The organism is Rhodococcus sp. MT28 (assembly GCF_058792695.1).
In genome coordinates, this window is record NZ_JBXAFD010000006.1 from 22,579 (window position 1) to 45,478 (window position 22,900).

21 protein-coding genes and 1 riboswitch are annotated in these 22,900 nt (G+C 62.0%); of the genes, 13 read left to right on the forward strand and 8 right to left on the reverse strand.

What is annotated here, in order from left to right; translation table 11 throughout:
• Window positions 1-18: 18 nt before the first annotated feature.
• From AC1Q6C_RS22610 to AC1Q6C_RS22635, 6 genes are all read left to right on the forward strand, one after another.
• Window positions 19-1,599 carry a hydantoinase/oxoprolinase N-terminal domain-containing protein gene (locus tag AC1Q6C_RS22610; RefSeq protein WP_054187861.1) on the forward strand — a complete coding sequence of 527 codons (1,581 nt, stop codon included), beginning with the start codon at window positions 19-21 and terminating at the stop codon, window positions 1,597-1,599.
• Entirely contained in the window at window positions 1,596-2,705 is a 1,110-nt protein-coding gene (locus AC1Q6C_RS22615; protein ID WP_007727138.1) for an S-methyl thiohydantoin desulfurase family protein, read from the forward strand. The genes AC1Q6C_RS22610 and AC1Q6C_RS22615 overlap by 4 nt, the downstream gene beginning before the upstream one ends.
• 6 nt (window positions 2,706-2,711) lie before the next feature.
• On the forward strand, window positions 2,712-3,770 hold the full coding sequence (locus AC1Q6C_RS22620) for a DUF917 domain-containing protein (RefSeq protein ID WP_214927053.1): 1,059 nt from the start codon (window positions 2,712-2,714) through the stop codon (window positions 3,768-3,770).
• Window positions 3,767-5,302 carry a PucR family transcriptional regulator gene (locus AC1Q6C_RS22625; protein WP_050655921.1) on the forward strand — a complete coding sequence of 512 codons (1,536 nt, stop codon included), beginning with the start codon at window positions 3,767-3,769 and terminating at the stop codon, window positions 5,300-5,302. Before AC1Q6C_RS22620 ends, AC1Q6C_RS22625 begins: the two co-directional genes overlap by 4 nt.
• A gap of 60 nt (window positions 5,303-5,362) precedes the next feature.
• Window positions 5,363-5,477: riboswitch (SAM riboswitch) on the forward strand.
• 53 nt (window positions 5,478-5,530) lie between these two features.
• Entirely contained in the window at window positions 5,531-6,856 is a 1,326-nt protein-coding gene (locus AC1Q6C_RS22630) for an aminotransferase class V-fold PLP-dependent enzyme (RefSeq protein ID WP_230359460.1), read from the forward strand.
• A gap of 210 nt (window positions 6,857-7,066) precedes the next feature.
• A complete protein-coding gene (locus tag AC1Q6C_RS22635) occupies window positions 7,067-7,681 on the forward strand; it encodes an LLM class oxidoreductase (RefSeq protein WP_042922755.1) in 615 nt (204 codons plus the stop codon).
• Here AC1Q6C_RS22635 and AC1Q6C_RS22640 read toward each other — a convergent pair.
• Window positions 7,660-8,538 carry a DNA-binding transcriptional regulator gene (locus AC1Q6C_RS22640; protein ID WP_054827727.1) on the reverse strand — a complete coding sequence of 293 codons (879 nt, stop codon included), beginning with the start codon at window positions 8,536-8,538 and terminating at the stop codon, window positions 7,660-7,662. The two genes, AC1Q6C_RS22635 and AC1Q6C_RS22640, sit on opposite strands and share 22 nt — an antisense overlap.
• Window positions 8,539-8,681: 143 nt before the next feature.
• Between AC1Q6C_RS22640 and AC1Q6C_RS22645 the strand changes: the two genes are divergently transcribed.
• Together AC1Q6C_RS22645 and AC1Q6C_RS22650 are read left to right on the forward strand one after the other, a co-directional pair.
• Complete coding sequence (locus AC1Q6C_RS22645) at window positions 8,682-9,680, forward strand: alpha/beta hydrolase family protein (protein ID WP_042450570.1); 999 nt, start codon at window positions 8,682-8,684, stop codon at window positions 9,678-9,680.
• Window positions 9,673-10,884, forward strand: coding sequence for a saccharopine dehydrogenase family protein (locus tag AC1Q6C_RS22650; protein ID WP_054187867.1), 1,212 nt, complete (start codon window positions 9,673-9,675; stop codon window positions 10,882-10,884). Before AC1Q6C_RS22645 ends, AC1Q6C_RS22650 begins: the two co-directional genes overlap by 8 nt.
• On the opposite strand, the gene AC1Q6C_RS22655 is transcribed toward AC1Q6C_RS22650, so the two are convergent.
• Together AC1Q6C_RS22655 and AC1Q6C_RS22660 are read right to left on the reverse strand one after the other, a co-directional pair.
• On the reverse strand, window positions 10,885-11,229 hold the full coding sequence (locus AC1Q6C_RS22655; RefSeq protein ID WP_042922749.1) for a PH domain-containing protein: 345 nt from the start codon (window positions 11,227-11,229) through the stop codon (window positions 10,885-10,887). It lies immediately after the preceding gene.
• Between the two features lie 93 nt (window positions 11,230-11,322).
• On the reverse strand, window positions 11,323-11,700 hold the full coding sequence (locus AC1Q6C_RS22660; protein WP_230359462.1) for a hypothetical protein: 378 nt from the start codon (window positions 11,698-11,700) through the stop codon (window positions 11,323-11,325).
• A 63-nt stretch (window positions 11,701-11,763) separates the two neighbouring features.
• Between AC1Q6C_RS22660 and AC1Q6C_RS22665 the strand changes: the two genes are divergently transcribed.
• Both AC1Q6C_RS22665 and AC1Q6C_RS22670 read left to right on the forward strand, forming a co-directional pair.
• The gene (locus AC1Q6C_RS22665; RefSeq protein ID WP_042450527.1) at window positions 11,764-12,342 is read left to right on the forward strand and encodes a CGNR zinc finger domain-containing protein; all 579 of its coding nucleotides are present in this window, start codon (window positions 11,764-11,766) and stop codon (window positions 12,340-12,342) included.
• 134 nt (window positions 12,343-12,476) lie between these two features.
• Entirely contained in the window at window positions 12,477-14,084 is a 1,608-nt protein-coding gene (locus AC1Q6C_RS22670; protein ID WP_492666822.1) for an ABC transporter substrate-binding protein, read from the forward strand.
• Between the two features lie 355 nt (window positions 14,085-14,439).
• Here AC1Q6C_RS22670 and AC1Q6C_RS22675 read toward each other — a convergent pair whose 3' ends face one another.
• Window positions 14,440-15,942 (reverse strand): MFS transporter, encoded by a 1,503-nt coding sequence (locus AC1Q6C_RS22675; RefSeq protein ID WP_058227979.1) that lies wholly within the window; start codon window positions 15,940-15,942, stop codon window positions 14,440-14,442.
• 158 nt (window positions 15,943-16,100) lie between these two features.
• Here AC1Q6C_RS22675 and AC1Q6C_RS22680 point away from each other — a divergent pair, with 158 nt between their 5' ends.
• Window positions 16,101-16,775: a TetR/AcrR family transcriptional regulator gene (locus AC1Q6C_RS22680; protein WP_042450572.1), complete on the forward strand. Its 675-nt coding sequence runs from the start codon at window positions 16,101-16,103 to the stop codon at window positions 16,773-16,775.
• Here AC1Q6C_RS22680 and AC1Q6C_RS22685 read toward each other — a convergent pair.
• Entirely contained in the window at window positions 16,765-17,724 is a 960-nt protein-coding gene (locus AC1Q6C_RS22685; RefSeq protein WP_209921989.1) for a DMT family transporter, read from the reverse strand. The two genes, AC1Q6C_RS22680 and AC1Q6C_RS22685, sit on opposite strands and share 11 nt — an antisense overlap.
• 272 nt (window positions 17,725-17,996) lie before the next feature.
• Here AC1Q6C_RS22685 and AC1Q6C_RS22690 point away from each other — a divergent pair, with 272 nt between their 5' ends.
• Complete coding sequence (locus AC1Q6C_RS22690; RefSeq protein ID WP_041814605.1) at window positions 17,997-18,275, forward strand: YHS domain-containing protein; 279 nt, start codon at window positions 17,997-17,999, stop codon at window positions 18,273-18,275.
• A 79-nt stretch (window positions 18,276-18,354) separates the two neighbouring features.
• Here AC1Q6C_RS22690 and AC1Q6C_RS22695 read toward each other — a convergent pair whose 3' ends face one another.
• The 3 genes from AC1Q6C_RS22695 to AC1Q6C_RS22705 form a co-directional block, all read right to left on the reverse strand.
• Window positions 18,355-19,677: an MFS transporter gene (locus AC1Q6C_RS22695; protein ID WP_020906028.1), complete on the reverse strand. Its 1,323-nt coding sequence runs from the start codon at window positions 19,675-19,677 to the stop codon at window positions 18,355-18,357.
• A complete protein-coding gene (locus AC1Q6C_RS22700) occupies window positions 19,661-20,188 on the reverse strand; it encodes a carboxymuconolactone decarboxylase family protein (RefSeq protein WP_020906029.1) in 528 nt (175 codons plus the stop codon). The genes AC1Q6C_RS22695 and AC1Q6C_RS22700 overlap by 17 nt, the downstream gene beginning before the upstream one ends.
• Before the next feature lie 73 nt (window positions 20,189-20,261).
• Entirely contained in the window at window positions 20,262-21,692 is a 1,431-nt protein-coding gene (locus AC1Q6C_RS22705; protein WP_041814608.1) for an MFS transporter, read from the reverse strand.
• Window positions 21,693-21,943: 251 nt separating this feature from the next.
• Between AC1Q6C_RS22705 and AC1Q6C_RS22710 the strand changes: the two genes are divergently transcribed.
• The gene (locus AC1Q6C_RS22710) at window positions 21,944-22,750 is read left to right on the forward strand and encodes a DUF8832 domain-containing protein (RefSeq protein WP_007727104.1); all 807 of its coding nucleotides are present in this window, start codon (window positions 21,944-21,946) and stop codon (window positions 22,748-22,750) included.
• The last annotated feature ends 150 nt before the right edge of the window (window positions 22,751-22,900 follow it).

Below are 22,900 nucleotides of genomic sequence, written 5' to 3' on the forward strand. Positions count from 1 at the left end.
TGTAGAAGGGAGTTCGCGATGCGAATCGGAATCGACGTCGGTGGTACGAACACCGATGCGGTCCTGATGGACGGGACCACCGTCATCGGGCATGTCAAACACTCGACCAGCAAGGACATCACCGGCGGAATCGGCGGAGCTCTGACGGCGCTGCAGCAGCAGTACTCGTTCTCTCCCAGCGCTGTTCAAGCAGTGATGATCGGCACGACGCACTTTCTCAACGCTCTCATCGAGCAACGCGGACTTGCACCGACAGCGGCTCTGCGATTGGGGCTTCCGGCGACCGCGGCGCTTCCGCCGATGGTGGGGTGGCCGCGAGACCTGGTCTCCGCTGTGCAAGGAAGGCGCTACCTCGCTCACGGTGGGCACGAGTTCGACGGTCGTCGTATTTCGTCGCTGGACCCCGACGAGATTCGCCGCCATGCCGCCGATATGGCTCGCAGCGGTACTCGTTCGGTCGCAATATCTTCGGTGTTCTCTCCGGTCAATCTCGAATGCGAAGCGGCCGCCGCGGAGATCGTGCGTGAGGAACTCGGCCCGGACGTCGCAATTTCGCTCTCGCACGAGATCGGTCGAGTGGGTCTACTTCAGCGGGAGAACGCGACCATCATCAATGCTGCGCTGCGCGAGCTCGCCGATCACATCGTCGACGGTCTTGCCCGATCTTTGGTCGAGCACGGCATTGTCGCGCCGCTGTACCTGAGCCAGAACGACGGAACCTTGATGGACATCGAGTACGCGAGGCGTTATCCGGTGGCGACTTTCGCTTCGGGGCCGACCAACTCCATGCGAGGCGCCGCTGTGCTGTCCGGTCTGGCCAGCTGTGCGGTGATCGACATCGGAGGTACCACTACCGACGTGGGCGTATTGACCAACGGTTTCCCGCGAGAAGCCACCACGGAGGTGACGGTCGCCGGGGTACGGACCAATTTCCGTATGCCGGACGTCTTCTCGATCGGTATCGGTGGTGGTTCGCTGGTGGATGCAGACGGACTCACAGTCGGACCCGAATCTGTGGGATACGAATTGGGTTCACGGGCACTCGTATTCGGCGGTGACACGTTGACGGCCACCGACATAGCCGTCGCGGCAGGCTTGGCCGACGTCGGAGATCGCAGTGCGGTGGCGCACCTCGACCGCGGCCTGGTGTCGACGGCACTCGACCGGATCTCGCGCCGAGTCGCCGACGCCGTGGAACAGATGCGGACCACGTCGGATCCACTTCCCGTTGTGGCGGTTGGCGGGGGATCGGTACTGCTGGAGCGTGAACTCCCGGGCCTGGGAACGGTGATTCGTCCTGAGCGCTTCGATGTTGCCAATGCGATCGGCGCTGCGATCGCGCAGGTCAGTGGTGAGGTAGATCGAGTCGAAGCGGTGCGGGACGGGCACCGGCAGGTTTTTGCCGACGATGCTCGCCAGGAGGCGATCGATCGGGCAGTCGCCGCAGGCGCACGGCCCGAGTCGGTGCAGATCGTGGAGTTCGACGAGGTCCCGATTCCGTATCTGCCGGGCAACGCAACACGTATTCGAGTGAAGGCAGTCGGTGACTTGGCACTTCACAGTGGTTTGGTCTCCACCGGTCAGGAGGGCTCACGATGAGTTGGACACTACGAACGGCGGATCTCGACGACCTCGCCAGGGGCGCAGCCTTGTTGGGCACCGGCGGCGGGGGAGATCCGTTCGTCGGCAAGATGTTGGTCACGCAGGCGCTCGGTGAGGCCGGTGAAATCACGATTCTGGATCCGGAGGAGCTCGACGACGACGCGTGGGTGATCCCCGTCGCGCAGATGGGTGCACCGACCGTCGTGGTCGAGAAGATGCCGCGCGGAACCGAACCCGAGCTGGCGCTGATCACATTGGAGAAGCACACGGGGCGAACTGCAGATGCCACGATGCCGATGGAGTGCGGCGGGATCAATTCGATGATTCCGTTGCTGGTGGCAGCGCGGCGCGGACTGCCGGTTGTCGACGCCGACGGGATGGGACGAGCCTTTCCTCAGCTCGAGATGGAAACCTTCTCGGTGTACGGGATTTCGGCGAGTCCGCTCGCCATGGCGAACGAGCACGACGAGGTGGCGATCTTCGACACCGGAAGTGACAACAGCAGATTGGAGGGCCTCGCCCGCGGGGTGACGTCGAGGTTCGGTGGGATGGCGCACATCGCGCAGTACTCGATGACGGGTGCAGATGTGAAGCGGACGGCGATCCCACGGACTCTGTCGTTGGCCATGACCATCGGCCGGTCCATCAGACTTTCACGTGAGCAGCGGGTGGACCCGGTGCGGGCGCTTGTCGACAGTCTCGCCGACACGCTCTACGGATACGGGCGAGTTCTCTTTCACGGCAAGGTGATCGATGTCGACAGGCGAACCGATGAGGGGTTCGCTCGCGGTTCGGTGCGGATCGCCGGCGTCGGAGACGAAGAGCTGGAAGTTCAGTTCCAGAACGAAAATCTGATCGCCGTCCAATCCGGAGTGATGGTGGCGATCGTGCCAGACCTGATCTGCATCGTCGAGGCCGATACCGCCGAACCCATCACCACCGAGGGCTTGCGGTACGGGCAGCGCGTTGCGGTCATCGGGATCGCGACCCCACCCATCATGAGAACCCCGGAGGCACTGGCGGTCTTCGGCCCGGCTAGCTTCGGGCTCGATCGCCCGTTCCTGCCGGTGGAGACACTCGAGCAACCTGTACTGGCAGAATAGCGAGCCGTGAGCAGGCTGCACGCGGTCCGGGAGGCCGACCTCGACGCGATCGCAGCGGGGGCGGTGGTCCTGGGCTGCGGCGGGGGCGGCGATCCACGCTTGTTCGTGGAATTGCTGCGTCCACTGATGACGTCTACTTCGGTGGAGGTCATCGCGCCGGACCAGTTGCCGGAGGAGGCATTGGTGATGCCGGTGGGAATCGTCGGATCGGCCCTGGCTTTGGAGGAGCAATTGCCCTCCGGGCGTGAGTTCGCAGATACTGCAGCAGCTTTGACGCGCTGGACCGGGAAGCGTCCGACCGCGGTGATGACTTTCGAAGGCGGTGGACTCAACGCTCTCTCCGGCATTGCGGCGGCGTTGGCGTTGGGAATTCCCGTGGTCGACGCGGACCTGCTGGGTCGAGCGATGCCGCGGCTCGATCACTTCTCTCTCGCCGCAGCCGGGTTGGAATTGTGCCCGGTCACACTCGCCCAGCCCGGCGGCCTCATTACCGTCGTCGACGGAGTGGATGTGCTCGGCGCCGAGGTAGCAGTGCGGTCGTTGATCGGGAGAACCAGCGGTTGGGGCGCTCTGGCGATCGCGTCGATCGATGCGCGGACGGTGCAGGAGGCGTGCATTCCGGGAACTCTCTCCCGAGCACACGAACTGGGTCAGCACATCGGGGCACTGGGCAGTTGGCAGGAGATCGCGGAAAGCTCCGGGGCCCTGGTAATGGGGACTGGCCGGGTGCGTGCGGTCCGTCGTAGTCGTCCGGACACCGGCGATCGTCGGGGCAGCGTGATTCTCGAACACGATTCTGCGGTGATACGAGTCGAATTCGAGAGTGAGTTCCTGACCGTCGCGTTGGACGGCGAGATGATTGCAACGTGCCCGGACATCGTGACGTTGCTCGACGTGCGGACCGGCGCCTTCGTCTCGTGTGAATCCGTGCACCAGGGGCACGATGTGGCCGTGTTGGTTCTTCCCGGTCCACAGTGGTGGGCGGAAAAAGTGGGCAGATTGAAAGTTGTCGGCCCGCGGGCATTCGGGATCGACCACGACGCAGTGCTGATGGAGGCGCGATGAGCGCGAGTGTTTCGGCGTTGCTGAACAACCCGGCCTTTGTCGGGCTGTATCGACTTGCCGGGGAGGGTGATCCCGTCGTGACGACAGTGGGAGCACTCACCGGGGAATCGGCACAGTCGGCCGAGGCCGTGTCGGGTGCGGCGAGTTCAGGATCAGTTCTGGTGATTCTCGATCGAATCGACATCGGGGAGTGGAGATTCGACGCTCTCCTTCGGCGCACAGCGGCGACCGGCTGCCAGGTGGTCGCTGTGCACAGCGCTGCGGCGGAGGATGCGAATCTCTCGTTGCTTGCCGATCGGCTCGGACTGGTGGTGCTCGGAGTATCCGACCCGTGGCAGTTCAGCGTGGATCTTCGTGATCTTCTCTCGAATTCGCGGGCGGTGATGGCCGACGCAGTACTGCGGGCGACACACGCGGGCCAACGAGCCGGAGGAAGCGTCGAGAATCTTCTGTCGGTGCTACTGAACACCTTTCAGCGTTCATTCTTTCTCCTGGACACGTCCGGACGTCCGATGACCGGCGCCGACCTGTTGTCAGACGCTGATCGAGCAGCTGCCGGTATGTTGTCGGGTCGCGGGGCGCCCACCACGGTCGAATTGGACTCCGGCGCGGTCCTGATTGCGTGCCCGGTGATGTCCGGCGCAGCCCGAGAGCCCTGGCTGGCGGTGCTGCTCCCGGTGCGTCAAAGCGTCGAAGAGGCTTCTCTCTCAGTGGTTCTCGACGTGGCCTCGTTGGCTGCCGGGCACCGACTGGCCGTTGCGCGCATGGTCGACGAGCGTGAAGCGCGCCGGCGTAGCGCGTTGCTCGGTGAACTGATCGACACGTCAGCAGACGCCACACCCGGACTGCTCCGGCGCGCACTCGACGCGGGTTGGATGCTGGACGGATGGCACATCGGCATCAAAGTCCTGGCGGTCGGTGAGGTCGACCTGGTGGCAAGACGCAGCGAGGTTGCAGATGCTCTCGCCGCCGAGGGAATCGACGCCAATGTCGTGGAACAGGCTGACGGCTGGGCGGCGTGGACGACTCTGCCAGGTGAGCCGCGACCGGAGGCGATCACCAGGATCGCCGAGTGCATCCGTGCAGCTCAGGCCAGGTTGGAACCCACGATGGAGACCTGGGTAGGTGTGGGACGCGCACACGACGGCCCGGCCGGAATCGGTTCGTCCCTGTCGGAGGCCGGGGATGCCGCTCGGCTCGCCGGTTCCCGATCTCAAACAGGTCGATTCCTGCACGTGGACCGCCTCGGGCTGGCGCAGTTGCTGCTGGCGTGGACGCGAACCGACACCTTCCAGCCTGCGGCCGCAGCATTGCTCGCACCGCTACGCGATTCCAATGGAGAGTTGCTCGAGACTCTGTCGACGTACCTCGACGAAGAATCGTCTCTGGCTCACACCGCAACCCGAATGGGGTTGCACCGCAACACCGTATCGAGTCGGATCGATAGAATTCAGCGCCTTCTCTCGGTGGATCTCGCAGATCCGGAAACGAGACTCGCGCTCCACCTTGCTTGCCGGACCATCGCGCCCTGACGGAGATCTTCGCGGCTTCGTCTTGACAAGCACGGGAGGTTCCTGCCATCCTCGTTGCCAGGTCACGAGTACCAGTGTTCAGCCCCGGCTTGCTGGTCGGCAACCCTCCTCCGCGGTGGGGTGCTCCGGGTGACGACCCGGCTGCGTTCGAAAACGAATGCGGCAAGCGCGGACTCTTCCGGGGCCATCTCCCGACGAACGAGTCCTTGAACGTGAGGATTGTCTTCGATGACTGCTGTATTGAGTGCCGACACCTGCTGCACCACCGCGATTGCCAAGGTTTCGGGTGCCGACCTGCAGGTTCCATTGGTTCAGGGTGGCGAATGCTCCTACGCCAACTTCGACTACGCCGCGAGTGCGCCGGCATTGGCCCAGGTCACCGACCGTATCGCCGAGTTGCTGCCGACATACGCCAGCGTCCACCGCGGTGCCGGCTACGCGTCCCGGATCTCCACGCTCACCTACGAGAACGCTCGTGAATCCGTTGCTCGTTTCGTGAACTGTGCCGACGATCAGGTTGTCGTCTTCACCCGGAACACCACCGATTCGCTGAACCTGCTTGCGCAGTGCGTCCCCGGCAGCACCGTCGTCCTCGACGTCGAGCATCACGCAAACCTGTTGCCGTGGAACGACGCTCGTATCGTCACCGCCGCAGACACCATCGAAGAAACGATCGAGCGTCTGATCGGTGAACTGTGCACCAAGCCTGCCGCGCTGCTCGCAATCACCGGGGCCTCCAACGTGACCGGTGAGATCCTGCCGATTGCACGTTTGGCTGACATCGCTCACCGTTGCGGCGCACGTATCCTCGTCGACGCTGCTCAGTTGGCTCCCCACCGTCGCATCGACCTGCAGGAATGCGGCGTCGACTACGTAGCGTTCTCGGGCCACAAGCTGTACGCGCCCTTCGGCGCCGGCGTTCTCGTCGGCCGCCGTGACTGGCTCGACGAAGCTCAGCCGTACCTCGCCGGCGGCGGCGCCGTGCGTGAGGTGACCATCGCGTCCACCGAGTGGGCTTGCGCGCCCGCACGCCACGAGGCGGGTTCCCCCAACGTGCTCGGTGCGGCTGCCATCGCGACCGCCTGCGAAACCCTGCACGCCCTGGACTTCGACGTGATCGCCGAGCATGAGAAGGCGCTCACCGCCCAGCTCACTGACGGCTTGTCCGCCATCGAGGGCGTCTCACTCGTGCGACTGTGGAACGACGCTCCTGACGCCGTCGGAATCGTCACCTTCACCGTTGACGGATTCGAAGCGGGCGAGATCGCCGCATTCCTCTCCGCCGAGCACGGCATCGGAGTTCGCGACGGTCGCTTCTGCGCACATCCGGTACTCGCGCGCCTCGGCCTCTCCGGCGGTGCAGTTCGCGCCAGCCTCGGCCTCGGTAGCAGCTCGGACGACGTGACGCGGTTGGTCGACGCCGTGAACATCCTGGTTTCGAATCAGCGTGATTGGAAGTACGCGAAGACGGCAGGTGCGTGGAACCCTGTGCCCGAGACCCGCCCCTTCCTCGGAGCCGCAGACGACAATGCCGGCGCAGCCGAGTGCGTCTGAGCTGAGCTCGGTCCCCGAAAACTCGAACGGACAACTAGCATGGCAGCCATGGCACCAGCGGATTTTCCCGCCACCCCTTCGAGAGTGAGCATCACTCTCGGTCAGTGGTGCCGTCGCCATGTCGATCTGTGCCGCACCTCTTCAGGAATGTGTTCGAGCTGACGATTCGTCTCGCTCATCCCATACTTTTCTGATTTTCGGAGGTCTCACATGTCTTCACTCGCTTCGCATTCTCTGCACGTAGCGGTCGAGTTGACCGGATTCGGTCACCATCCGGCCGCTGAGGGCGCACCCGGCAACCTGCCCATCATCGGCGGCGACTACTGGGTGGACCTCACCGAGGGTGAAAAGGCTCTCGATTTGGCTTCATTCCCTACCAATGTGGTTCGGATTCGCGCTGCGGATCTGCGTGAGGCACAGCTCGAACGCGCACGTATACGCGCTGCCGTCGCCGAAGAAGGACGCGATCCCGACAGCGTCGCAGTGCTGGTCGATCTCGAGATTCTGATCGCGCCGGAGGCTCGCTCCGCTCGTAAGGAGCTTGCGCAGTTGGACAGCGCGTTGACCTCGCCGCGGGTTCCCGTTTCGCTTCATTACGTCGGAACGCCTTCCGGTCTCGGCAGTTTGATCGCCGATATCCGAGCTGCGGAGGTCGCCGACGGCGTTACGTTGCTGCCTCTCGCATTGCCTCGAACGCTCGAGCATCTGGTGGACAGCACCATTCCGTGGCTTCAGGATCGCGGACTTGTCACACCGTCCACCGCAGTCGACGAGGTTCTCGGGCGTTTCGGACTGCCGCCCCGTCAGCGCACGCTTGCATCCTGATCGTCACCGATTGCATCTGCGTACAGGTGGAACAGCGACGGTAATTCGTCGGCACCGTCCACCTGTGCCAGAAGCGTCCAGCACTGCGCAGTGATCGACCGAGCCCTCGTGCCGATCCAGTTGGTGGGCAGTAGTTCCGGCGGCAACAGCGGATCCGGTTCCATGGCTCGCGTGAATTCCGCCGCGAGTTCGATGGTCATCGTGACAGCATCGGTACCCGGACTGTTCTGCAGTTTGTGCAGGCGTGCGGTCGCTACGTCGAGTAGCCGTTCGTATCCGTCAGCGATCTGGTCCAGTGGCCACAACTGCGCGGCAATCTTCACGGGGTCTTCGAGAGTGCCCACTTTCAGATCTCGAGTGGTGAGAGAAGACAGGTGCTGTTCGACGTCGAGTTCGGCGGCCGCATCGCGAATATACGGTTCCCAGGCGTGCGGCGAGACGTACAGACCGCCCTGGACGAGCGCGCCGCCGAGATAAACGACCCTGGTGCGCAGCGCATCTCGCGCTTTCCGTGACGACTCCGGAATTGCGAATCCGGCCAGGTGCCAATACCCGTCCCACGGCGTCACAGTGTCGCGGTCTTGTCGATAGGCCAGCCGAACGAATTCGACGTCGGGTTCCATCTCGCGCAGGGCTTTCGGCGTTGCTCGTAGCGTGGCCTGCCGCCCGCGACCTTCCTGAGTGAACTTCCCCTCGGTGACCAACCGCTTGATGCACAGCCGAACCTGTTGATCAGTTTTGCCGAGGGCGTCGGCGGTGGCATAAAGGGTGCGTCCGTCGACAGTTCCGTCCGTGCGCAGTAGTCCCTCGATCAAGATCCTCGTGGGTACATCGACGTCCCTGTCGGTCATCGCCATGTCCTTTCCTCACTTCTCGACATCTTCGCCCACAACTGTACTATCGAATGCAATACGATCGTTTCAAATTCGTACGTTAGGGCGGGAAGATGGCAGCGGAATCGATGAGCGAGGGCAAGAGTAAGCCTCGTTTACGCAGGTGGATGGTTACTTCCCTGGCGGTGGTCGTTGTTCTGATCGCGACTCTGGTGGGCTGGACGCTGTACCAGAACACCTATGACATCCGTGAGGAAAAAGTGACGATCACCGGGGGATCGGTGCCGCTCCAGGGAGTCCTTGCACTGCCGGAACACGGTGACGGTCCCTTCGGGCTCGTGGTTTTCGTCCACGGAGACGGCCCGGTCGATGCAACACATGAGACGTTCTATCGACCGGTGTGGGAGGCGTTCGCAAAGGCGGGGTACGCGTCACTCTCCTGGGACAAGCCGGGGGTGAATGGGGCACCGGGCAATTGGCTCGACCAGAGCATGGACGATCGCGCGGCAGAAACGGAAGCGGCAATCGAGTGGGCGCGGGGACGTTCGGATATCGATCCGTCTCGGATCGGTCTGTGGGGTGCAAGCCAGGCAGGGTGGGTGATGCCCAAGGTGGTGAACCTCGACCCGGACGTAGCGTTCGTCATTGCCGTGGGTCCCGCGATCAACTGGCTCCAACAAGGCGAATTCAATACCCTAGCCGAACTTTCCGAGAGAAATGCGTCGGCCGACGAGTTCGAGAAAGCGCGGGTCGATCGTGCGAAGAACTTGGATCAGTTGGCCCGTGATGCATCGTTCGACGATCTCGTGGCCTCCGGCGAGGCCGACGGTCTCACCGAAGACCGGTGGAACTTCATCCGAAAGAACTACCTCTCGGATGCGCGAGCCGATCTCGAAACCGTGAAGGTTCCGGTGCTCTTGATCATCGGCGGACAAGACGTCAACGTCGACGTGGCTGATACCGAAAGGGTGTATCGCGAATTGTTGGACACTCCAGGGCAATTGGTGGTCAAGAAGTACCCCGACGCTACGCATTCGATCGTGGACAAGGATCTCGAAGACTCGGAAGTGAGGTCCGCTCTGGTGGCCGTCCTTGCTCCCCGTTCGATCTTCGCTCCCGGCTATCTAGCGGATCAGACTGCATTTTTGGAGGGAATTCATGGCTGACGGAATCACGGTTGTCGCACTGGGTGGTGCCGGTGCCATGGGCTCGGCAGCAGTTCGTCTGGCCGCAACATTGCCGGGAATCGGCAAGGTAGTAGTCGCGGATCGCGATATCGATGCTGCGAAGCGTCTTTCAGTTGAACTGGCGCAGGCGTCAGCGGAAGTCGAGGCGCGCAGCATCGACGTCACGGACGGTCGCACGCTACGTGAATTGCTTGACGGCGCAGACGTGGTCGTCAATACGGTCGGACCGTTCTTCCGTTTCGGCGTCGGCATTCTCCAGGCAGCGATCGAGACCGGGACTCACTATCTCGACATCTGCGACGACTGGGAGCCGGCCGTCGACATGCTGGAATTGGACTGTGCCGCGAGGGGAGCCGGAATCTGTGCGGTAGTCGGCATGGGCGCAAGTCCCGGGATGAGTAACCTCCTGGCCGCGATGGCAGTCTCGCGATTGGACGTGGTCGACGATCTGTATACAGCCTGGCCGGTTGATGTCGAGGGCGAGGACGAGTCGGTGGACACATTGAGTGCAGCCGCCGTTCACTGGATGCAACAGATCAGCGGCCAGGTTCCGGTGGTTCGTGCGGGGCGAATCGTCAACGAAGAACCGTTGCGTTCCATCGCACTCGAACTGCCCGGCGGACGTCGGGGGAACGCTTACGTGGTCGGGCATCCGGAGCCGGTGATGTTTCATCGGACCATCAATCCTGCGGGGCATTCGGCAAATCTGATGGTCATCACACCGGAAACCGTGGCGTTTCTCGACGTTCTCCGCGCCGACATCGACAAGGGGAGAATCGATCTCGACTCGGCCGCCGAAGAATTGGGCAAGCCTTCGCTCGGACGGATGATCCGTGCTGCGCCTCGAATGCTCACGCGCGCCGGCCACGGATCCCTGCCGTTGTTCTTCGCCTCGGCGACAGGAATGTTCGACGGAAGAGCGATGCGCGTCGTGGCCCGGATTGCAGACGATTCACCGGTGTCGGAGTTGCTGTCGGACATGGCCGGTGCAACCGGAATCCCCTTGGCGCTCGGCCTTGCTCAGGTGGTGTCCCGGCTCGCCGACGGAACGATTTCGGATCGGATCGGTGTGCACTCACCCGAGAGCGTCGTCGACCCGGAAGTTCTGTTCACTGCGCTGGCGCGGTTGTTCGATCGAACCGACTGGAGTGAGATCGTCACCGTCGAATCCGAGTTCCGCTAGTCAGTTCGCGGCGTGTGATCCGATGCGACTGCGGATTTCGGTCTCGACGCGATCGGCGTCCTTGGGGCTGAACGAAGGCGATCCGTGGCCGGCGAGAGTGAGTACCACCGCGGTCTCCTTCCACGGGCGTGAAAGATCCAGGCTGTACCACGAGCTGAAATCTGTTGTTCCCCAGATTCGTAGGCGTCCGCTCAGCCATGACATGACTCCGAGGTCGACGGATTCGATCTGCGAGTACGGGACGAACTTGCTGACAAACGGGAAGTAGTAGTGGCGGATCGTGACGCCCTGATCGTCGATCCGGACGGTTCGGTCCTCGTAGATTGTCGATGTTCCTGCACTCACAGTGATAACCCGGTTCCTGCTGGTCGATGCTCTCGATGGCTGCTTGAAAACCAACCATACAGTCTCTATTGGGACAGGCTGCGAGCGCGGGCGTCAAGCGCTGGTGGGCCTTGAGACGACGAGATCGCTCACCGCGATCTGGGCATTGCCGATTGCCGTCTGAACTGGTTCACAACTGCTCGATGCTCGGGCGAGCGCAAGAACTGCGGTGAGCAGGGCAGCGTCGGGTTGTCCTTCGAACGGTCCGCTCTCGACATCGAACTTTCCAGCTCGCAACTGCTTTCGGGCGTTGATTCCCAGTTGTGAAATGACCTCGTCCATCGCGGTCAGGCATTGGGCGAGCGCTCCGATCGACCAGTAGAGATCGGCTGCAACGACGGGTGTCCCCGACGCCACGGTGCCGGCGCGGCGTAATCGGTTGTGGGTGTCGAGGAGTATGTCGGGCAGCCTGTGGTCTGCGCAGTGTTCCATCCCGCCGCCTCCGTAAGGTGTAAAGTTAGGTTATTCAATTACGGTAGGGCAGGACGGTAAGGGATGCAAGTAGTTTTAGACGATTACGTCGCCGGTGCGTCGTTTGCGACCGACTTGGTCAATACCTCGCCCCGCGTGTGGGTGGAGGCAGGTGACGCGTTGGCTGCCCCTCAGGCGCTTCACGATCTACTGGACGAACATGGACTCTCGCCGGATGCGCTCACCAACGGACGTCGGCTTACCAGCGGTGAACTTGCTGAGGTCAAGGAACTCAGAGAGGGGATTCGTTCGATTCTCGATGCTCCGACTTCTGATGAGCTCGTTGATCGCACTCATCGACTCCTGCAGACCGTCCCGCATCACGTCCGACTCGTGCCTGATGCCCGGTCCGACTATCGATGGAATGCGGTACCGGACAGCAGAATCAATCTCACCGGCGAACTTGCGCTGTTGATCGGCTACTCGTTGCTGGGGACTCTGCGCACATTGGGGTACGAACGATTCCGCCCATGCGCCTCGCCGACGTGCAACGGGGTGTTCGTCGATACAAGCCGTGGAGGGCGACGCCGCTACTGCATGCCGGCGTTGTGCGGCAACCGAATCAACGTCGCGAATCACCGTCAACGGCAGCGTCGTACTTAGCGTCTGCGCTTGCCCGGTCGATAGTGACAATCGAACAGAGTACGGCCGACTGTATGGGGAACTTCAACGAGATACAGACCACGTCAATCCCGCACGATTGTCGCCATGGCAACTCCTAGTAGATGGCGGCTCGTATGAAAGCCCGTTCTGTCTCCGCGACAGCAGTTATCAGCGTTGGGGTTTTCACCCTGGCCGGGTGTGGCGGCGCATCCAGTCCCGGAGGTTCGGTCGGTGAGTATGCAAAGGACGGCAGTTTCACGACTGTCATCAACGCCGATCCCGGAAATCTGCACCCTCTGATCACCAACCTTACGTCGACTCAGATCGTGAACGCGTACTCGTACGATTCGTTGATCGACATCGACGCGCAAACACGCACTGTGCGTCCCTATCTGGCGGAGAGCTGGAGTGAAGAAGGGAACACTCTGAAGTTCGTGCTCAAGAAGGGCATCACTTGTGCCGACGGCACTTCCTTCACCGCACAGACCGCGGCCGATGACATCAACTGGGTCATGGATCCTGAAAACGCTTCACCGCTACGCGGATCCACTGTGCCGATGTCGACTTCGGCCTCAGCGGACGGTGACGAACTGACGGTGACTACCGCCGAGCCAGCGCCCTTCCTGCTCTCTCGAATCGGCGCGTTGCGGCTTCCGTGCGCTGCGACGCTCGAAGACCCGGCCAGCATCCGTTCGAGTAGCAACGGAACGGGTCTGTTCAAGGTCACCGAAGTTGTTCCCAACGATCACATCACGATGGAACGACGCGACGGTTACACCTGGAGTCCGAACGGCGAGACCACTTCCGGCACTCTCGGAGTGCCGAAGACAGTGACGATCAAGATTGTCACCGATCCCAGTACGACGGCGAATCTTGTTCTCACCGGCGGAGTGAATGCCGCAGCGGTCACCGGTTCGGACGAGGAACGAGTCTTGGCCGCGGGTCTGGATTCGAAGACCTACACCACGTTGTCCGGCGAGTTCATCTTCAATCATTTCGCGGCCCTACCCACGGCAGACCGTGCTGTACGGCAGGCCCTCGTGCAGGCAGTAGACCTGGACGACTACACCGAGATCACCACCGGCGGTAAAGGAACCCGCGCACGCGCCCTCGCGGTTTCGGAACCCCTTGCCTGCGACTACAACAGTGTCGAAGGGACGATCCCCGATTTCGACGTCGATGCAGCAAAGAAAACGCTGTCCGACGCAGGTTGGAAGGCGGGGGCCGACGGCATCCTGACGAAGGACGGTCGACCGCTTGCCCTCAACGTGATTTTCAACAACTCACGCGATACGAACTCTGCCGCCGCGGAATACGTGGCAACACAGTGGGAAGGACTGGGCGCGAAGGTGAAACTGACCGGCGGCGACTACAGTTTTGTCATCGCCAACACATTCAGCACCACCGATCTGTCGTCGTGGGACGTTTCCATCGGTTTGACGCTGGGGAGTGATACGCCGAGCATCTTTGCCAAGTATTTCACCGGCCCACCGAAGCCTGAAGGAGTGAACTTCGCTTCCCTCGACAACAAGAAGTACATCGAATTATCTACTCAGGCTTCGCTTCTTCCCGGTGACGAGTCCTGCAAGGTCTGGGAACATAGTGAGCGGGCATTGTTCAAGGACGTCGACCTGCTGCCGGTATCCACGACTCCCGCTCACATGTTCTTCAACGGGGCAACGTCGATCTATCCGCCATCGAGCGGAATCCTTCCGGGCTCGGCGATCCGTGTCCTGAAGTAGGACCCTCGACAACCGCTCACTTTCGGGTATTGATCATCCGAAGAGCAAACCGAAATACCACTGCAGCACCCGCACCTGCAGCCAGGCCGGCGACGACATCGGCAAGAAGGACACCGACGCCTATGCCCAGGACGGCAGCGGCGGCGACAGCAAGGGCTACGTCAGCACGAGGAGCGGCGATCGCGGCATCCTTTCCCCGAGTATCGAACGAGCACCCATCTCAACGGAGCATGTCACGAAACTGTCGTCCGCAGGTGTATCAACAGCAAAATGTGTGAAACGCGTCGGCCCCGACGGAGTTGGACTCCGCCGGGGCCGGGCTGTGTGTACAGCGCAGTGTGTATTGCGCGCTGGCTCAGTGTGTCGGAACGGATTCCTTCGAGGAGGTCGGGGACGTATCGGTGTGCTGGCTACCAATCTCCTTGCGGGAGTTGGAGCTGTTGAACCGAGGGAGGAAACCGGCCAGGACGAGTGCGACGACGGCGGATCCCGCAGCGAGGGCCATGACAACGCGGAAAGCGTTCTCCGACGGCAGCGTTGCCCCACCGATGGACATGGTCATCTGGGCGATGACGACACCCGCGATGGCGCTGGCGAATGATGTACCGAGGGAGCGCATCAGGGTGTTGAAGCTGTTGGCTGCACCGGTCTCGGACGGAGGAACAGCCCCCATGATGAGAGCGGGCATCGCGCCGTAAGCCATACCGGTACCGGCGCCGATGATCACGGCGATCACGATCAGTTCCCAAATCGAGTGCATGGCGAAAATGCCGATGCCGTAACCGATTGCGACGACAACGGCGCCGAGCATGAGCGTCACCTTGGGGCCGTGCGAATTGGTGATACGTGAGGACAGCGGAGAGATCAGCATCATGATGATGCCGGAGGGAGCCATGACCAGACCCGCGGTGAGCATCGAACCGCCTAGGCCGTAACCAGTGACTTCAGGCAACTGGACTACCTGGGGAAAGACCATGCTGGCGGCGAACATCGCGAACCCGAACACGATCGATGCGAGGTTGGTGAAGAGCACCTGGCGGCGGATGGATACGCGTAGATCCACCAGCGGCTTGGGGGTGCGTAGTTCCCACCAAGCCCAGAATCCGAATATCAGGATCGCGGCGCCGAACAGGGAAAGCGTGAGCGTGCTCGTCCAACCCCAGTCGCCACCCTTGGAAATGGCCAGTAGTAGAGCGATGAGGGCGGCTGAGAGCGAGATTGCCCCGCCGAAGTCGAACGTGCCACCTGTGCGAACCGTCGATTCGGGGACCAGGACGACAACAAGAACGGCCGCAAGAGCGCCGAGCACGGCTGACGCCCAGAACAAGACGTGCCAGTCGGCGTACTCGGCGATCAAAGCCGCGATCGGAAGACCTAGAGCGCCACCGACTCCCAGCGAAGCGCTCATCATCGCAACAGCGCCGGCGAGCTTCTTGGGTGGAAGCACGTCGCGCATCACACTGATACCCAGCGGAATGACACCGGCAGCAAGGCCTTGCAGGATTCGGCCGGCAACGAGGGGGATCACGCTCGAACTGAGGGCTCCGACTACGGAACCGGTTACCAACAGCGCCATGCTGATCAGGAGCAGACGGCGTTTGCCGAACATGTCGCCCAAGCGGCCCATGGTCGGGACGGCGACGGCGGCGGCGAGCAACGTGGCGGTCACAGCCCACGCGGTATCGGACGCCGGCGCGTTCAGGTACTCGGGCAGATGCGGGATGATCGGGATCACCAGCGTCTGCATGAGCGAGACGACGATGCCGGAAAACGCCAGAACAGCCACCACTGCGGTGGTGGCTGGCGACTTCGTTGTCTGTGGCGGCGTTGTCGGTGGTGGTGAAGTGGTTGACGACATTGCGGTAACTCCATCGGAGGAAGAACGAATAATGGTTTAAGTCAGTTGCTTGAACTAAAGTTAAATCAAGTGACTGACTTAACGGAAGGGTGCGCCTCCGATCGTGACGAATATCTCCGGTGCCGAGCAGCTTCGGATGGTCGAGGATGATGGTGTCCATGACTACGAGGACTGAGGACGCGTCGGCCGATGTCGGCGGCGCCGCAAATTCCGCGCGCTCTGCTGCAACCCGAGACCGCATTCTCGCCGTCGCCGAGCAGTTGTTCGCAGAACATGGAGTCTTCGCGGTTTCGAACCGTCAGGTGAGCGACGCGGCAGGTCAGGGCAACAATGCTGCCGTCGGATATCACTTCGGAACCAAGACCGATCTGGTCCGCGCGATCGTGAACAAGCATTCCCAGCAGGTCGAGAAGAACCGTGGCGAACTGCTGCGTGAGATCGAAGGGTCCACAAATGTTCGTGACTGGATTTCGTGTCTGGTTCGGGCGTCGACCGATCACTACGCCGAAATGGGTGGCCCGACCTGGTATGCGCGGTTCAGCGCGCAGATTCTCACCGACCCGGTCCTGCGGAAAATCGTTTACGACGAGGTGCTGGCCTCGCCTACTCTGCAGGAGACGCTTCGCGGACTTTCAGCCTGTCTGACTGACATGCCGATGAGTGTTCGACGCGCCCGCGCGGACATCGGGCGTAATGCGATCGTGCACATGTTCGCCGAACGCGAGCGCACGCTTGCCGAAGAGGGGCCGGACGCGGTCACGTCATGGGAGGACTTCACGACCGATCTCGTCGACGCGCTGGTCGGACTTTGGACTGCTCCGATCAGCCGCTGACCGGCCGTTTGTCCGCGCTAGCCGCCCGCCCCGGGGCAACCCTGCGGGATGGATCTCGCGTCGGCGGAAGATCCAGGAGCAAGCCGACTCCGGCAAGAATGATGACAAGACCGCCAACGAGCGCGAAGGTAACAGGCTCGTTCAACCACAGCACTCCGATGGCTGATGCCGAAATCGGAACGAGAAGAGTGACGGCCGATGCCGCGACTGGACCCGCCTGACGAATTATCCAGAAGTAGACCAGGTAGCCACCGGCGGTAGCCCCCAGCCCCAGGGCTACCACGGCGATGAGTGGGCCGACGGTTATGGGCCCCGGAGGGGGAGCGACGGCGGACACCGGCACCAAGAGGGCGACCGCGGCAAGTTGTTGGCCGAGGGCCAGCGTCAGGGGTGGAGTGTCCTGGAACGACTTTCGTGCGTAGACACCTCCGACTGCGTACAGCAGCGCCGCGGTCAAAGATGCGCCAATGGCCAGCATTGCGCGACTGTCGATCGCTGACGGAATTCCGCCGACAAGCACCGAGACGCCGACGATGCCGATCGCGACCCCCGAGAGTTTTCGCCAGGTGATCTTTTGTCGAAGCCAGAAAGCGGCGACGAATACGGTGAACATCGGAGTCGTGGCGTTCAGGATCGACGCCGTCGACGAGTTGAGGCCGACGATCGCAGTTGCGACAAGCGTCAGGGGCCCAGCGACGTTGAGGGCAGCCAGCAGTAGGAATGCAGGAAACCGATGACCGACCGCGCGCCAGGTCGATCTGCTGGAAGCAGTTATCAGCGCGAGAACCAACGCTGCAACAATGAAGCGGCCGTGCGTCGTGCCGACGGCGCCGAGAGTTGGTGCTGCCACAGCAACCAGGGGGAACGAGCTTCCCCAGAGCATGCCGACCAACAGCAAAGCTCCAACTACGGCGAATCGGCTGCTGCCGATTGCTTTCCAGTTCTTCATTGCTCCTCTTCGTCGACGACCTCGCGGACATGGCTGGTTGATGCCAGACCTACCCTATACCCCCAGTAGGTATAAGGTTGACTGTGTCGTGATGCTGCAGGTGATCCGAGACTGGTGACGCATTATTCTTTCTCCCGCAATGGTTTATACGGCGAGATGTCAACTGAACGCACCCTTAGGCTCAGTCAAAGATACCTATAGGGGGTATATTGGCGGTTGTATCGGGCTCGCTTTGCGGGCCGCATCCGTCCCGCAAAAGAACAGGAATCCCAATGAGCAGTTGTGGCTGTGGCAACACCCCGAAGTCTGACGCCAAAGGCGATGTCGGCGCTGTCGGTTCGGCGATGCCGACCGGTGTGAAAGACCTACTCACCGCTGGCAGTAGTGAACTTGTCGAATGTCGGGTCATGCCCGGCAGCGTGATCGAGAAGGTGCGTGCCGAAGCGGAAGGCCTGTTCCGTGACTTCGAAGGTAATCGGTACTGGTTCTGCTGCAAGGGATGTGGTCCTCGATTCGACGCAAATCCGAGGAAGTACGCCGACGTGAGTTGAGCCAAGAGTGGTGGTGCAGGCGATGGCTGCACCACCACTTTCGTTGTAGCGCTGTCGGGGTTCAGTCGGACCGTCGACGTCAGACGGTGCGAGCGCACGCGCACTGGGCAGCCGCCAAGGTGCATTCGCCTCGGGTGGTTTCGTACGTCGCCTGTCCGGGCAATTCAACAACCGTCTCCCGAGGCCAAAGTACAAATCCTGCAACGGCTCCCACTGCGGCAAGCGCTGCAAGGATGCTCCAGGTGACCGCAAATCCCGCGCTCGAACCAACCCATCCGGCGATCGGATAGGTGACAAGCCAGGCAAGGTGCGACAGGGAGAACTGGGCTGCGAACACCTCCGGTATACCTGCGGGTTCGACGGAGCGCCGAAGTACTTTTCCGGTCGGAGTGACGATCATGGCCATGCCGGCGCCGACGAGCGCCCACACTGCGGCAGTGAGCATCCACGTGAATACACCGGCCACGGCGAGGGCTGCTGCCGCGCCGGCGCTGACGACCAGGACAACGGAACCTGCTGTCATCACAGTTCGTTCAGCGGTTCTGTCGAGAACGCGTGGAAGAAGAAGCGCGGTCACCAACGTGCCGGTGCCTGACGCGGCAAGCATCCACGCCACGTCGGATTGGGTTCCACCGAGCTCGTCGCGGACGTAGTTGACGGTGTTGACCACCACGATCGATCCGGCTGCTGCCACCACGAGATTGAGTGCCATGATGCCGCGCAGTCGCGGCGTGGTCACGAAGATCCGCACCCCCGACGCGATCCGATCCCACGCTTTGCGGTGAGTACTTCGGCGAGCGTTGGGGATTCGGGTGGCCAGCACGAGCAGTGCCGAGACCGCAAAGCCCACGGAGGTGGCGACGAACAACAGGTTGAATGTCATGAAGGACAGTGCGACTGCGGCAAGAACAGGGCTGAGCAGGCTTTCCATCGTGTAAGCGACCTGCGATGCCGACAGTGCGCGGGTGAAATCGGCCTCGTCGGTCACGATGTCAGGGATGACCGCTTGGAACGTGGGAGTGAACGCTGCCGACGCAGCTTGGAGAACGCCCACCAGCACGTAGATGTGCCAGATCTCGCTGACGAAGGGCAATGCGATCACGACTGCTGCACGAATGGCGTCGAGGGCAACGAGGAAAGCCCGTCTCGGCAACCGGTCTACGTACGCCGCCGCGAGTGGAGCGATCACGACGTACAGGGACATCTTGATCGTCAGCGCGGTGGCCAGCACGGCTCCGGCGCTCGGTCCGGCGAGTTCGTAGGCGAGTAGACCCAGCGCAACCGTCGCCAACCCGGTGCCGAACAGCGCGATGATCTGGGCGCTGAAGAGCAGGCGATAGTCGCGAATCAAGAACAGACGCAGGATGTTCCGTTCCGGTGCGGACTTAGCGATCCGGTTCATTTGGTTTCACTCCCGCGACAAGATTGAAAGCTCCGGTCAGGACATTGAGGGCGACGATTCCGACTACGTCGGCGATCTCGCGATCACCGTAGCCGTGCGCTCGAAGGCCCGTGATGTGTTCGTCTGAAATCGAGGCAGGCTCCCGATAGACGCGAAGCCCGAGGTCGATCATTGCCGCGATGGCGGGATCGGCCGAGGTGCCCGCGCGGGCACGCTCGATCTCGTCCGCCTCGACGCCGTTGGCGTGCGCGGCGGCCACGTGGGCTTCGAGGCAAACAGCGCAACCTTGCTGGACCTGCACAGCGATAGAGATTCGCTCGGTGATCTTGCGGCTCAGTTTCGCTCGCTTCATTGCTCGGCTGAGTTGCAGATAGCCGCCCAGCACAGCGGGCGAATGAGCCATCGCCGCGACCATGTCACCGACCTGTCCGTGACGGTTGACGAGTTCGGCGAGAAGGTCTTTCGATGCACCGACAGCGGTGGTGGGCGTGAGAGAAGCAAGGCGCGACATAACGAGTCCTAAGTGGTTCCGCCGGTGGTGGGTTCGGCTGGTGACAGCCGGCCGAACCCACCACCGGAGTTGGTCAAGAATTGACGGTGGATTGAACGGGTCGAGGATCGTCGACCTTGGTCGACCGCATCACGATCGCGGTGATTGCTGCGCCAACCACTGCGATGGCGGCTGCTCCGAGGAACACGGCGGAGAAACCGTTCGTCAACTCCGTCAGGTCACCGAGTTGATCAGCGCCGAACACTGCTGCGATCGCGGTCATCACCGCGAGGCCGACAGCCGAGCCGACCTGGTAGCTGACGTTGACGATGCCGGAAGCCAATCCGCCCTCTTCCGGGCGCGCAGCCGAAATCGCCGTACCGAGTGAGGGAATGAACGCCAGCGTCATACCTGCCGCAGCCACGAGCGATGCCGGCAGTACGTCGACCCAGAAGTTGCCGGTGGGCCGGATCAACGACATCCAACCCAAACCGATTCCCAGTACCAGCAATCCGGTCACGATCATCGCTTTTGCACCGAAGCGTGCCATGGCCCGTGGTGCCACGACGACCATGCCGAGCATGACGAAGATCGTCATCGGCAGCAGCGCCGCACCGGCCGGGAAGGCGCTGTATCCGAGCACTTGCTGCAGGTACAGGTTCAGGAAGAACCACATCGGTATCCAGGCAGCGCCGAGGACGAGCTGAGCGATGTTCGCGGCACCGAGGTTGGGCGCCTTGAAGATTCCCAGACGCACCAGAGGTTCCCGACGCTTGGACTGGATCAACACGAATGCACCCAACAGAGCGGCCGAAACGGCGAGCGCCAGCCACGTCTGCCCGGATCCCCATCCGACATCAGGTGCTCTGACGATGCCGAAGACTCCGACAGCAAGACCTGCGGTGACAGCGAGTGCGCCGAGGAAGTCGATCGACCCGGTACGTGCCGGTGCGTTCGGCATCAGGAGGGGAGTAGCGATCAGCGCGATGACAGCGATGGGAATGTTGAGGTAAAACACCCAAGGCCAGCTGGTGTATTCGGTGATGACGCCGCCGAGGAACACGCCGGCCGTACCGCCGGCCGGGGCGGCAGCGCCGTAGATGGACAGCGCCTTGGTCATCTCTTTCTGCGTGCTGCCGAACAGCATCATCAGCAAGGTGAGCGCCGACGGCGCGATGAGTGCGGCACCGGCACCCTGAACTGCGCGGCCCGCAAGTTCGACGGCGACGTTACCGGCGGCACCGGCGACAACGGAACCGATCAGCAGGATCAGCCAACCAGCGGAGAACACTCTGCGGGCGCCGAACAGGTCGGACAGGCGGCCGCCGAGGAGGAGTAGCCCGCCGAACGCGATGACGTACGCATTGAAGACCCAGGTCAGGCCTTCTTGGGAAAAGCCGAGATCGCTCTGCATCTGGGGGAGAGCGACGCCGATGATGGAGGTGTCCATGATGACCATGAACTGAGCGGCGGCGATCAACGCCAACGCCCACCACTTACGGGTGGATTTCGGTTGTGTGGACATTCTGAGTTCCTTACCTGTACGGGGTATAGGTGATGCTTGTGTGGTCAAGGGGTGTCGTAAGCGGGCCTGGGTGACATCGGCGCAGCGCTTCGTTGGGGTGCACGGGGAAATGCTGCTCTTGGAACTCATTCGGCCGGCGCTCTGCGTGGATGCGCATCGGATCTCCTTCGAGTGAATTCAGGGTGTTCGAGTAGTTCGTTGCATACCCTAGGGGGGTATGGTACAAATTGCAACAGGTTCGATGTCAAGGAGTGCAGAACCTGACGCAGACGGCAACGAAAGTGCTGCCGACCCAAACTTTGGAGGGCAAGATGTTCAGCGACAACGGCTACACACTGGAATTGGCAACGTCGGAGGCGACCGTCGGCAACCATGTCCCCTTGCAGTTCCGGATCCTGGATCCGGTTGGAACTCCCTTGATCCGGTACACGGACACCCACGACAAGCAGTTGCATCTGATCGTGGTCGGTCTGGACCTGACCGGATTCCAGCACGTGCATCCCGAATTGGACGAGAACGGAAACTGGCATGTGTCAGTCGATTTCGATCATGCGGGAGACTATCGAGTGTTCGCTGATTTCACTCCGGACGGTGGTGACGGAATCACGCTCAGTGCGGATGTGCGCGTCGCCGGACCCTATGATCCTCGGCCGTTGCCCGCTGCTGCTGCCGCCACGACGGTCGACGGCTATACCGTCTCCCTCGAAGGCGCGGCCCATGCCGGCCAGACATCGAAGCTCACGCTCTCGGTCAGTCGTGACGGAATCCCGGTCACGGACTTGCAGCCCTACCTTGCCGCATACGGGCATCTGGTCGCGTTGCGTGCCTCCGACCTCGCCTATCTCCATGTCCATCCGGACGGCTACCCCGGTGACGGTGTCACGCCGGCTGGACCGGCAATCACCTTCTACGCCAACATGCCGAGCGCCGAGGATTACCGGTTGTTTTTGGACTTCAAGCACGGCGGAGTGGTGCGTACGGCGGAATTCACGCTGACGGCCGACAATGCGACCACGCCTGGGGCCGAACACTCGAGCCACGCGCACCACGGGCACTGAAACCGAATGCGTTTCGCAGCAACGGGAAAACGGGCATGGGCAATCGCCATGCATCCATCTGTTCGTGCCGTAGCGAAATGCGTGGCGATGTGCGCAGTGATTGCTCTGCAAGACAACGGAAGTCGAAGAGTCTCCGCACATCGCCCCGGT

Bases quoted from the DNA above. Each gene is read 5' to 3' on its own strand.
- AC1Q6C_RS22610 (WP_054187861.1), top strand. From the start codon at position 19: ATGCGAATCGGAATCGACGTCGGTGGTACGAACACCGATGCGGTCCTG.
- AC1Q6C_RS22615 (WP_007727138.1), top strand. From the start codon at position 1,596: ATGAGTTGGACACTACGAACGGCGGATCTCGACGACCTCGCCAGGGGC.
- AC1Q6C_RS22625 (WP_050655921.1), top strand. From the start codon at position 3,767: ATGAGCGCGAGTGTTTCGGCGTTGCTGAACAACCCGGCCTTTGTCGGG.
- AC1Q6C_RS22630 (WP_230359460.1), top strand. From the start codon at position 5,531: ATGACTGCTGTATTGAGTGCCGACACCTGCTGCACCACCGCGATTGCC.
- AC1Q6C_RS22635 (WP_042922755.1), top strand. From the start codon at position 7,067: ATGTCTTCACTCGCTTCGCATTCTCTGCACGTAGCGGTCGAGTTGACC.
- AC1Q6C_RS22640 (WP_054827727.1), bottom strand. From the start codon at position 8,538: ATGGCGATGACCGACAGGGACGTCGATGTACCCACGAGGATCTTGATC.
- AC1Q6C_RS22645 (WP_042450570.1), top strand. From the start codon at position 8,682: ATGGTTACTTCCCTGGCGGTGGTCGTTGTTCTGATCGCGACTCTGGTG.
- AC1Q6C_RS22650 (WP_054187867.1), top strand. From the start codon at position 9,673: ATGGCTGACGGAATCACGGTTGTCGCACTGGGTGGTGCCGGTGCCATG.
- AC1Q6C_RS22660 (WP_230359462.1), bottom strand. From the start codon at position 11,700: ATGGAACACTGCGCAGACCACAGGCTGCCCGACATACTCCTCGACACC.
- AC1Q6C_RS22665 (WP_042450527.1), top strand. From the start codon at position 11,764: ATGCAAGTAGTTTTAGACGATTACGTCGCCGGTGCGTCGTTTGCGACC.
- AC1Q6C_RS22670 (WP_492666822.1), top strand. From the start codon at position 12,477: ATGAAAGCCCGTTCTGTCTCCGCGACAGCAGTTATCAGCGTTGGGGTT.
- AC1Q6C_RS22675 (WP_058227979.1), bottom strand. From the start codon at position 15,942: ATGTCGTCAACCACTTCACCACCACCGACAACGCCGCCACAGACAACG.
- AC1Q6C_RS22680 (WP_042450572.1), top strand. From the start codon at position 16,101: ATGACTACGAGGACTGAGGACGCGTCGGCCGATGTCGGCGGCGCCGCA.
- AC1Q6C_RS22685 (WP_209921989.1), bottom strand. From the start codon at position 17,724: ATGAAGAACTGGAAAGCAATCGGCAGCAGCCGATTCGCCGTAGTTGGA.
- AC1Q6C_RS22690 (WP_041814605.1), top strand. From the start codon at position 17,997: ATGAGCAGTTGTGGCTGTGGCAACACCCCGAAGTCTGACGCCAAAGGC.
- AC1Q6C_RS22695 (WP_020906028.1), bottom strand. From the start codon at position 19,677: ATGAACCGGATCGCTAAGTCCGCACCGGAACGGAACATCCTGCGTCTG.
- AC1Q6C_RS22700 (WP_020906029.1), bottom strand. From the start codon at position 20,188: ATGTCGCGCCTTGCTTCTCTCACGCCCACCACCGCTGTCGGTGCATCG.
- AC1Q6C_RS22705 (WP_041814608.1), bottom strand. From the start codon at position 21,692: ATGTCCACACAACCGAAATCCACCCGTAAGTGGTGGGCGTTGGCGTTG.